The organism is Bradyrhizobium nanningense (assembly GCF_004114535.1).
Classification (GTDB): domain Bacteria; phylum Pseudomonadota; class Alphaproteobacteria; order Rhizobiales; family Xanthobacteraceae; genus Bradyrhizobium; species Bradyrhizobium nanningense.
Genome location: NZ_LBJC01000018.1, coordinates 67,750 through 78,123, shown reverse-complemented (window position 1 = coordinate 78,123; position 10,374 = coordinate 67,750). Strand labels below are relative to the sequence as shown.

At 63.7% G+C, this 10,374-nt stretch carries 8 protein-coding genes and 1 pseudogene; 3 read left to right on the top strand and 6 right to left on the bottom strand.

The annotated features are described in order from the left end of the window. Positions 1 to 1,076, bottom strand: a pseudogene (locus XH84_RS11530) (cell wall metabolism sensor histidine kinase WalK); the annotation flags it as partial. A 246-nt stretch (positions 1,077 to 1,322) separates the two neighbouring features. Between XH84_RS11530 and XH84_RS11525 the strand changes: the two are divergent. Beyond that, complete coding sequence (locus tag XH84_RS11525; protein WP_128917908.1) at positions 1,323 to 2,489, top strand: FIST N-terminal domain-containing protein; 1,167 nt, start codon at positions 1,323 to 1,325, stop codon at positions 2,487 to 2,489. Continuing rightward, positions 2,486 to 3,844, top strand: a complete 1,359-nt coding sequence (locus XH84_RS11520; protein ID WP_128917909.1) for a hybrid sensor histidine kinase/response regulator — start codon at positions 2,486 to 2,488, stop codon at positions 3,842 to 3,844. Before XH84_RS11525 ends, XH84_RS11520 begins: the two co-directional genes overlap by 4 nt. Before the next feature lie 151 nt (positions 3,845 to 3,995). Here the strand turns inward: XH84_RS11520 and XH84_RS11515 are convergent, their stop codons facing one another. The 5 genes from XH84_RS11515 to XH84_RS11495 all read right to left on the bottom strand — a co-directional run bounded on the left by XH84_RS11515 (position 3,996) and on the right by XH84_RS11495 (position 9,329). Further along, entirely contained in the window at positions 3,996 to 4,691 is a 696-nt protein-coding gene (locus XH84_RS11515; protein WP_128917910.1) for a response regulator, read from the bottom strand. A 101-nt stretch (positions 4,692 to 4,792) separates the two neighbouring features. Then, positions 4,793 to 5,479, bottom strand: a complete 687-nt coding sequence (locus tag XH84_RS11510; RefSeq protein WP_128917911.1) for a response regulator — start codon at positions 5,477 to 5,479, stop codon at positions 4,793 to 4,795. Positions 5,480 to 5,602: 123 nt separating this feature from the next. Continuing rightward, positions 5,603 to 6,793 (bottom strand): c-type cytochrome, encoded by a 1,191-nt coding sequence (locus tag XH84_RS11505; RefSeq protein ID WP_164936056.1) that lies wholly within the window; start codon positions 6,791 to 6,793, stop codon positions 5,603 to 5,605. Positions 6,794 to 6,914: 121 nt separating this feature from the next. Then, positions 6,915 to 8,630, bottom strand: a complete 1,716-nt coding sequence (locus XH84_RS11500; RefSeq protein WP_245471701.1) for a PQQ-dependent methanol/ethanol family dehydrogenase — start codon at positions 8,628 to 8,630, stop codon at positions 6,915 to 6,917. Positions 8,631 to 8,858: 228 nt separating this feature from the next. Further along, positions 8,859 to 9,329, bottom strand: coding sequence for an SRPBCC family protein (locus XH84_RS11495; protein WP_128917913.1), 471 nt, complete (start codon positions 9,327 to 9,329; stop codon positions 8,859 to 8,861). 506 nt (positions 9,330 to 9,835) lie between these two features. On the opposite strand from XH84_RS11495, the gene XH84_RS11490 reads away from it, so the two are divergent. Further along, positions 9,836 to 10,321: a (2Fe-2S)-binding protein gene (locus tag XH84_RS11490; RefSeq protein ID WP_128917914.1), complete on the top strand. Its 486-nt coding sequence runs from the start codon at positions 9,836 to 9,838 to the stop codon at positions 10,319 to 10,321. The last annotated feature ends 53 nt before the right edge of the window (positions 10,322 to 10,374 follow it).

The following is a 10,374-nucleotide window of genomic DNA, read 5'->3' as shown; positions in this document are numbered from 1 at the left end:
TTGCGGCCGAGACCCGGCAGCACGACGTCGAAATTGCCCGAGGCCAGCTCACGCATCGCCTTGCACATCGCGATCATCGGACGCGAGATGCCGGTGCCGAGCAGGAAAGCGAGAACCGCGCCAAGCAGCGTGCCGCCAATGGCGAGGATCAGAACCAGCCGCTCGGTCTGCCCGATGGTCGCTTCGGACTCCGAGTCGAGCCGCTGCTGCTCGGCGACGAGGTCCGCCTTCATGGCGGTGGCACCTTGCAGGATCGCACCGGCCGAGCCGCTCATCTCGGTGACGAGGTCGTCGACCAACTTGGCTTTCGCGATCAGCTTTTCCAGCGCGTCGCGATAGGCGCCGAGCAGCGCCTTGGCCTCCTTCAGGCCATCGACGATCTTGTCGTCCATGGAATAGACCGCGCCGAGCGAGTTCTCGACGAACTTCAGCCGCGCCAACGCACTTGCCCCGACGGCCTGGTCCGAGTTGAGGATGAAGTTGCTCGCGGCCCCACTCGCGGTCTGGAATTGAGCGTTGACCTGCTTGGTGCCGAATTCGATCGCTTGCGCCTCGGAGTCGGAGGCGTTGTTGCCGATGTCGTCGAGCTTGTATTTCAGCAGGTTGGCGTTGCGCTGAAGCTGATTCTGGACCAGAAGCGCGCTGTCGCGCTTGGCCTGCAGAATCTTGGCGAAGGTCTCCGAGAAGTTGGAGAATTCCTTCGCGAGCTTGTTGAGGCTCTCCAGCCGTGCCGGCTTCTTGGCATTCTTGATGGCCTGATCGATCGCATTCTTCAGGCTGGCCTCGGCGTCCAGCGCCGCCTTGGCGTCGTCTTCCTTGCCGGTCACCACGAAATAACGGGCGGCCGAACGATAACCGAGCAGCTCGCGATCGATATTGCGAGCGACATCGGCCTCCGAAACGCTGCTACGGTAGGATCCTACGCCTTCCGAAACACGCTCGAAGCCGAAATAGGCGAAGGCGAGGCTCACCGCGGAGATGGCGAGCACGACCGCAAAGCCCAGGATGATCTTGGCGCGGAACCTCAGAGTGGGAAACAGTGTGCGCTTTGACGGCGACGCGATACGCCCGGACATTTCCACCCCCAGCTCGGTTCTTGCAAAGTGCAGCACGGCCCGGGGGCAGCCCCTCCCCGACCGGAGATGAAAATTAGGGCAGAAACGTCAAGGGGCGGTAAATTCGTGCCAGAAGGCCGCCGGTCGCCGAACACACGTTCCGCGGAGCCGGCCGCCATGTTGCGACCAGGCGAAAAAGGCCATACTCTTTGGGCACTTGTCAGGCACTCGGCACGAGACCGAGCGGGTCCTTGAGGGAGAAACGGAGTGGGGCAAACCGACTTTCGGTTTGGCGGTGCGTCTGGCGTTGCCGTCGCGAAGTCGAAGGCCGCGGGCGTCGAGCAAGCCGTTGCCGACCTCGCCGCTCAGCTCCCATCCGACGAGCTGGCGCTCATCCTGCTCTTCGTCTCCCCGAGCTACGATCCGCACCAATTCATCGCGGAGATCAGCCGGCAATTCGACGGGACCCAGGTCTGCGGTTGCACCACTGCCGGCGAGCTGGCTCCTGACGGCTGGGACGAGAACAGCGTCGTTGCTCTCGCCTTTGGTCGCGCCGACTTCTCGGCCGTGGTGCGGCCGATTCTCAATCTCGACAGTTTCCGCGTCGAGGACGGGCGCAGGATCAGCGCCGAGGCCCGGCAGGAATTGCTGCGGGTATCCTCCCAGGTCGAGCGCGGAAATCCGTTTGGCCTGGTTCTGATCGACGGTCTGTGCCGCCGGGAAGAAGCGGTGATGTCCGCGATCTATGCCTCGCTGGACGACATTCCCATCGTCGGGGGATCTGCAGGCGACGGCATGCGCTTCGAGCGGACCTTTGTGTTTCTCGACGGCAAGGCCCACACCAACGCCGCTCTCCTGATCCTCCTGAGCACGTCTCTGCCGTTCCGGGTCTTCAAATGTGACAATTTCGAACCGCGGCCCCAGAAGATGGTGGTCACCGAGGCCGACACCGAGAACAGAACCGTCAGGGAGCTGAACGCCGAGCCCGCGGCGAAGGAATATTCCCGCGTCGTCGGGATCATGGACGCCAAGCTCGACCCGTTCTCGTTCGCCTCGCATCCCGTTCTGGTCCGCGTCGGCGGCTCCTACTACGCCCGGTCGATCCAGCGCGTCGAACCGGACGGCTCGCTGCACTTCTTTTGCGCCATCGACGAAGGCATGGTGCTGACCGCAGCGACGTCGCGCAGCCTTGTCGGCACGACGCGCGAGGCCTTCGCGGAAACGCGCGACCAGATCGGCGAAGTCTCGCTCTATATCGGTTTCGAATGCCTGCTGCGCCGGCTCGACGCCGAACAGCACCAGCTCGCCCGCGACATGTCCGAGCTCTACCGGCAGAATCGCGTCGTCGGCTTTCATACCTATGGCGAGCAGTTCGGCTCGATGCACGTGAACCAAACCTTCACGGGCGTCGCCATCGGCAGGCGTCCCGCGTGACCGGGCTGCGGCAAGATCCTGGAACGGTCGAGCAGCTGCAGCGGGAAACCGCAAAGCTGAAGAAGATCAATGCCGCGCTGATGTCCCGCGTCGAGCGCTCGATGGACCAGCAGCTCAACGCCTTCTCATTGTTCGAGACGGCCATCGCGCTCGACCGCCAGGTCCGGGACCGAACCTACCAGTTGCGCGAGGCGCTGCATTCGATCGAACGCGCCAATGAGGGTCTGTATCGCGCCAAGCAGCAGGCCGAGGCCGCAAGCTCGCTCAAATCGTCCGTCCTGATCTCGGTCACCCACGATCTGTTGCAGCCGCTGAACGCGGCGCGCCTGACGCTCTCGGCGCTCGCCGAGATGATGGAGGCACAGGAAGCGGGTCTGCTGATCGACCAGGTCGACCGATCGCTGGTGACGCTGGAGGATTTGTTGCGGTCGTTGCTGGAGATCGCCAAGCTCGACGCCGGCGCGCTCAGGCCCGACGTGCGTCCGCTGGCGCTGACGCCGCTGTTCGAGCAGCTTCGCAACGAATTCGCGCCGATCGCTGCGCGGCAAGGCCTGTCCTTGCGAATCCGCACTTCGCCGCTCGCGGTGTCGTCGGACGCGATGATGCTTCGACGCATCCTGCAAAATCTGCTCGCCAATGCCATCCGCTACACCCGCAGCGGCGGCGTCGTGATGGGGTGCAGGCGCCGAAACGACCGCATCTGTGTCCAGGTCTCCGATACCGGACCGGGCATTGCGCAGGCGCAACAGGAGGCCATCTTTCGCGAATTCCAGCGCGGTGAAGCCAGCGCGACCGACCAGGCCGGGTTCGGGCTCGGTCTCTCCATCGTTCGCCGCTTCGCGACGGTGCTCGGACACGAGGTGCGGCTGTCGTCGCAGGTCGGCAAGGGATCGACGTTCGTCCTGGAGCTCGAGCCGGCCGATCTCGCCGAGGTCAACGACGAGGTGCACGAGCCCAAGCTCAGTGAACGTCAATATGGCGGCCTCGAAGGCGCCAAGATCCTGCTGGTCGAGAACGATCCGTCCGGCTCCGAGGCCATGGCCGCCCTGCTGGAAGGGTGGGGTTGCGACGTCGCGACCACGCGATCGGCTGCGGACGCGCTGCTGCGCCTCAACGAGCTGGGCGGAGCGCCCGACGCGGTCATCGCCGATCTTCATCTCGATCACGGCGAGAGCGGATTGGCGGCGATCGCCGACATCCGCCAGCACCTGAAGCTCGATGTGCCCGCGATGATCATCACCGCCGACTATTCCGAGAAGGCCGCCAAGCAAGCGAGCCTCTCCGGCCTCGAAGTGTTGAAGAAGCCGATCAAGCCCGCCGAGATGCGCGCGCTGCTGTCGTTCCTGCTGAGCTAGTTCGGTGCGCCGGGGCGGTCACACAAATATCGAAAAACAACCCCATGCACAGTAGCGGTGCTATATTACATTCCGCCAATGGCATGATCTATTTGTCGATTCACCGGCTTAGCGGCAATCGATCTGTGAGACAGGATCGGAGCAATTCGCGTCACTGCCGATCCGGTTGGGCATGATCGCGGCTCGGCGCGGGGCCCTCGCTTGCTAGCGTCGCGAAATCGATTCTGGACATCTCGACGATCGCCTTGGTGCGGCTCACGACGTTCAGCTTGCGCAGGATGTCGGAGACATGGACCTTCACGGTGGTCTCGGAAATCTTCAGTTCATAGGCGATCTGTTTGTTCTGAAGGCCGCGCTTGAGCATTTCGAGCACCCGCAATTGCTGCGGCGTCAGATCATGCAGCCGCTTCAGCAGGTCATGAGCGGGGCTTGGGGCCCGCTGCGGCCGGAGTGCGCGATAGGCATCGGGCAGGCAGACGAGCCCCTGCAGCGCCTCGCCGATCGACTCCGCGAGCCCCTGCTTGGACGAGGATTTGAAGATGTAACCGGCGACGCCGAGCGACAAGGCGCCGGAGATGATTTTGGGATCCTGATGTCCCGACACGATGACGACGGGGACTTTCGGGAAGGCCTTGCGGATGCGAACGATGCCCGAGAGGCCGGTCGTGCCCGGCATCGACAGATCGAGCAGCAGGAGATCGAGCTCGGCGCCCGCGGACAGCTGCTCGAGCGCGCCGTCGATCGACGTCGCCTGCAGGATCTCAGCCCCGGGCGCCACCATTTGCAACGCGCCTTCCAGCGCCTCGCGGAACAACGGATGGTCTTCGACAATCAGAAATCGCGTCACGCGTCAGCCATTTCCAAATCGTTGCAGGATGTCGAGCTTGCCTTCAGGATGGATCAGCCGGCGCGAGCCGGCTTGATCGAGGTCAACAATGACAAGGCCGATCATTGCGGCCTGCCGCGGTCGGCCCGCGCATAGGGGCGGTTCCTGGGGTCGGGCAGGTCCATCTTGCCGATCTCGATGATCGCCTTGTTGCGGCTGAACAGTCCGAGCTTGCGCAGGATCTCGGTGATGTGCGCCTTGACCGTGGATTCGGCGAGCTGCAGCTCCTGCGCAATCTGCCGATTCGGGTAGCCGCGACGAAGCAGGTCCAGAACCCTGATCTGCTGCGGCGTGAGCTCGCGGAGCTTGACCTCGAGCGCCTTGCTGGTCTCGGCTTTTCGCCGCTGCGGCGTCGCCACGAAATCTCGCGGCACCGACACCGATCCGGAGAGCACGCCCTCGATCGACTGGGCCAGCTCGCGCTTCGACGTCGACTTCGGCAGATAGCCGGCCGCGCCGAGCGCCAGCGCTTCGCGGACCACATGCTGGTCCTCCTCGCTCGATACGATGGCGACCGGCAGGCGCGGATAGGTTTCGCGCAAGCGGAGGAAACCGGAGAAGCCGGTCGCATCCGGCAGCGACAGATCGAGCAGCGCGAGGTCGATGCCCTGCTCGCCCGACAGGATCTCCAGCGCGTCCTCGATCGACATCGCCTCCAGGATGCGGGCCTCCGGCAAGGCCAGCCGCACCGCATTGCCCAAAGCTTCGCGAAACAGCGGATGATCGTCGATGATCAGGAAGCTGGCCATGGCGCCTTCCAAAGGATCCGCCGCACCCGCGGCAGCAGCGCATCCATCCCGTGCCGGTCCGGCGCCGGAAAGCTGCAAGGTAGATGCTACCACATCTTCCCGATCGCGTCCGGTCAAGGCCGCTCAGTCGTTCGATTCGGCCTGGACCGTCAGCAGGAACGAATAGATGCTGTCGAACTGGTTGTCGGTGAAGACCTCCTTCCACGACGGCATGCCCTTGGCGGGGCGCCCCTCATGCACGGTCTTCCAGAAGGTTTCGCGCATGTCGTCGCCGTAGCGGTGTCGCAACAATCGCAGGTCGATTTTCCGCTCGCTCTGAATGGCGTCGGGGCCGTGGCAATGCGCGCAGGTTCCGTTGAAGATCTCCTTGCCCGCACCAGCAATCTCCTCATTCGGCGCCGTTGCATCGCCCTTGGTCTCGGTTGCCACCACACTTGCGACCTGCGCTCCGCCCGCCCCGGGACCCGCTCCGGTCGTGGTTCCCGCCGGCACGGCCTGGGCCGTACCGAAGCGGACCGGCTGTCCGGCCGGCAAACCGTATTTCACGGCGAGATCGGCGATCGTCTTCTGAAGTGCAGGCAGGATCTGATCAACGCGATCGCGGAGCGCGGTCGATCCCTTCGCGAAGCCGATCGCGGCGTCCCATGACAGGCCTTCGCCTTCTGTGAGCCGGATTTGATAGCGATCGTTGTAGGCGGTCATGTTCAGCCAGCCGGCGACGGGTCCCCAGATGAAGGCGACATCCGCCCTGCCCTGGTCGAGCGCCTGCATGGCTTCCTCGGGCGACAGCACGGTCACCTTCTGGATGTCGTCACGGGTCGCCAGAAGGTTTTGCGGTGTGCTGGCGTATTGGACGGCGACGCGCTTGCCCCTGAGATCGTCGACGCCGCCGATCGCCTGGCCCTTCGCCGCGACCAGGGCATAGCCCTCCTTGGCAAAGCTGTTCGAGAAGATCACGGCAGGCCCCATGAAATCCTCGGACCGCGGCAAGCCGATCATGGCGTCGCATTGCTTGCCCAGCAACGTGACCCGCACGGTTCGCTTGCCGAAATAGGATTTGTACCAGTCGTAAGTGATTGGCTGGCCGAGCGCCTGCGCCAGCGCCTGGCCGATTTCGACATAGAAGCCCGGTTGCGACGGACTATCGCTCGAGAACGGCAGATTGGTCGGATCGGCGCACAGGCGGAACGGCTTCGCCTCGCCGGCATGAACGGCTGCGACTGACGCGATCAGCACGGACGCGGCGGCGCATGCGAGCCGTCCCGCGATGGCGTGTTGTCGGCTCTTGCCGCTCGCTGGATTGATCGGACGCATCCTTATCTCCGGTAGTTGGGAATTGGTGAACCAAGCGGTGCGGCACAGGATCAGACCGTCGCCGCGCGTGTCGACAAAGCACGCGCGTATCCCGTCTCCTTCGGGATACGCGCGCGAGTCGTCACTGGACGGAGAACACGAAGAGCGAACCGCCCTCGGGGGCTGCGGCCGTCATCTTCTTCCCAACCTCGCCCAGGAACGCGGGCAGTGCTGCCGTGCGGCCGACGACGATGGCGATGTATTGCTTGCCGTCGACACTGTAGGTCACCGGGCCCGCGCCGATGCCGGAGCCGAGATTCTTGCTCCACAGCACCTTGCCGGACTTCGCATCGATGGCACGGAAGTCGCCGTGAATGTTGCCGGCGAACACGAGGCCGCCGCCGGTGGTCAGGGTGCCGCCGTTGAACGGCAGGTCTTCCTTGATCGACCAGACCTTCTTCTGGGCGATCGGATCCCAGGCCACGAGTTCGCCGAGGAAGCCGCCGGGGCCTTCCTTGGTGGGGAATTCGGCGCCGAGATAGAACACGCCGCGCTTGTAGGAGACGTCGGAGACCGACCAGTCCATGCAGACATTGTTCGAGGGGATGTAGACGAGCCCGGTCTGCGGATTGAAGGACATCGGCTGCCAGTTCTTGCCGCCGATCAGGTTCGGGCAGATGTCCTTGGCGGGATGGTTCGGTCCGGGACGCTTGTCGGGATCCTCGACCGCGCGCATCGTGGCGACGTCCCACTTCTTGGCCCAGTTGGAGAAGACGTATTTCTCCGCCGAGAGCACCTTGCCGGTCTCGCGGTTGGCGACGAAGAAGTAGCCGTTGCGATCCGCCTTCATCAGCGCCGGAACGGTGTTGCCGCCGATCTTCAGATCCGCGAGCACGGCCTCGTTGACGCCGTCATAGTCCCAGGCATCGGCCGGCGTGGTCTGGATGTGCCACTTGATCTTGCCGGTGTTGGGATCGAGCGCGAGCGTCGAGGCGGTGTAGAGGTTGGTCAGCTTGCCGAAATTGCCGTCGCCGGTGGAGCGGACGCCGGTGTTCCACGGACCGGGATTGCTGGTGCCCCAATAGACGGTGTCGGTCTTCGGATCATAGGAGCCGACCAGCCAGGCCGCGCCGCCGCCATGCTGGGCGGAATCGCCCTTCCAGGTGTCGCCGCCGGGCTCGTCCGGGCTGGGAACCGTGAAGGTCTGCCACAATTGCTTGCCGGTGTTGATGTCGAAGGCCTGGAGCGAACCGCGCACGCCGTACTCGCCGCCGCCGAAACCGGTGATGACCTTGTCGCGCACGACCAGCGGAGGCGAGGTGATGACCGAGCCTTGCTTGTAATCGACGACCTTGGTCGTCCACAGCGCCTTGCCGGTTGCGGCATCGAGCGCGGTCAGCTTGCCGTCGAGACGGCCGACAAAGATCTTTCCATCCGCATAGGAGACGCCGCGATTGTTCACGTCGCAGCAGGCATGTTGCAGCACGTCCTCGGGAATCTCGGGCTCCCAGGTCCACTTCCGCGCCCCGGTTGCGGCATCGAGCGCGTAGACGTATTTCGGCCCCCAGGAGCTCGACACGTACAGCGTGTTGCCGACGACGATCGGCGAGGACTCATTCGAGCGCAACGACGCCAGCGAGAACGAATAGGCGAGCGTCAGCTTGCCGGCGTTCTCGGTATTGATCTGCTTGAGCGGGCTGTAACGCGTATTGCCGTAGTCGTGGCCGGCAACGGCCCACTGGTTTGAATCGGATTGCGCCTTGATCAGCGAGTCGTTGGCGCGAACGCCTGACGTAACGGCGGCGAGCATCGCAATCATCGAGATGCCAGCCAAGAATCCCTTCGTTCCAAAGGTCATGTATTCCCTCCACGATGTTGTTGTGCACGCCACGTTGGACGCCTGAGCGCGTTGCGCCCGTGATGCGCAGTTCGTCTGCGAGCCATCGTTCGAAATTACAGCATCGGCGTTTCGCGCTTAGTATAGGCGGAAGGTAGTAGTGCAAATCATTGGCGACGCTCGCCGCTCATCTCGTTGTCCCGCCTAGCGTCTTGCCCTTATTTTGCAGCTCGAAATGCGTCATCGAATTCAGGCAGTATCGCGCATCGGCCACGATGATGGCGCTACCACAGCCGCGAAGTTCTCGAAGAAGTTCGCGGCAAGTTTTCGCGACGTCGAATCGATCAACCGCGCGCCGAGCTGCGCGAGCTTGCCGCCGATCTGCGCGTCGGCCTCGTAGTGCAGGATGGTGACGTCGGGCGATTCTTCCTCCAGCCGGACCGTCGCCCCGCCCTTGGCAAAGCCGGCGACGCCGCCGGCGCCCTCGCCGACGATGCGGTAGCCGTTGGGTGCATCGATATCGGTCAGCGTGACCTTGCCGCTGAACGTCGCCTTCACCGGACCGACCTTCAGCACCACAATTGCCGTCATCTCCGTGGGCGACGCCATCTCGAGCGATTGGCAACCGGGAATGCAGCGCCTCAGAATCTCGGGATCGTTGAGCGCGGCCCAGACCTTCGCTTTCGACGCCGGGATGCGCTGGCTGTCGTTCATTTGCATCGCTTCCACCCTCAATTGTGTTTGTTCAGCGCGGATAAGGCGGCACCCACCGTCGATCAATCGCCAGGAAGTATGAGGCAGGCCGACGGGGCGCGAGCGACGGGGCCGCGACGCTCGACGCCCGAGTAAAATCAATGACTTAGCGTCCCGCCGCGTACTACCAAGATCGCGATTGCAAAGCCGCGGGCTCGTGCTCCTATTCACGCCAAGGAACAAGACATCCAGGGGAGGCAACGTGCGACAAGGCTGAACTCGAGCGCGAATGGCGGCGATACGGGCGTCGACGCTGCGCCATTGCCTGCGGACGCGACGCCGAACTTTCCAAACCTCACCTTGCGGCTGCGCCACGTGTTGGCGACGGCCTGGAGGACCATGATCGAATCGCGCGCCACAACGGCCGCCACGATGACCTTTCCATGACGCGAGGTCACCAAAATGCCAGTTGCAAAGTTCCGTTGCGCTGTCTCTAATTAGAACCAATCAAAATCACTTTGGGAGGACTTCACGTGTCTACAGTCAAACTGACGGTGAACGGCAAGGCCGTTGCTGTCGACGTCGAGGACCGCACGCTGCTGGTCCAGCTTCTGCGCGATCACCTCAACCTCACCGGGACCCATGTCGGCTGCGACACCAGCCAGTGCGGCGCCTGCGTGGTGCATATGGATGGCAAGGCGGTGAAATCCTGCACCATGCTGGCGGGTCAGGCCGATGGCGCCAGCATCACCACCATCGAAGGCATCGCCAAGGGCGACGAGCTGCACCCGATGCAGGCCGCCTTCCGCGACAATCATGGCCTGCAGTGCGGCTATTGCACCCCGGGCATGATCATGTCGGCGATCGACATCGTGCACCGCTATGGCGGTCAGCTCGACGAGGCCACCGTCCGCGCCGAGCTGGAAGGCAACATCTGCCGCTGCACCGGCTACCACAACATCGTCAAGGCCGTGCTGGATGCAGCCGGACGCATGAAGGTCTCGCAGGCGGCCGAGTAAAGCGGCGCGCCTGGGTAGAACAAATCACCGCTGCCGCTCTCGAAGGAAAGCGC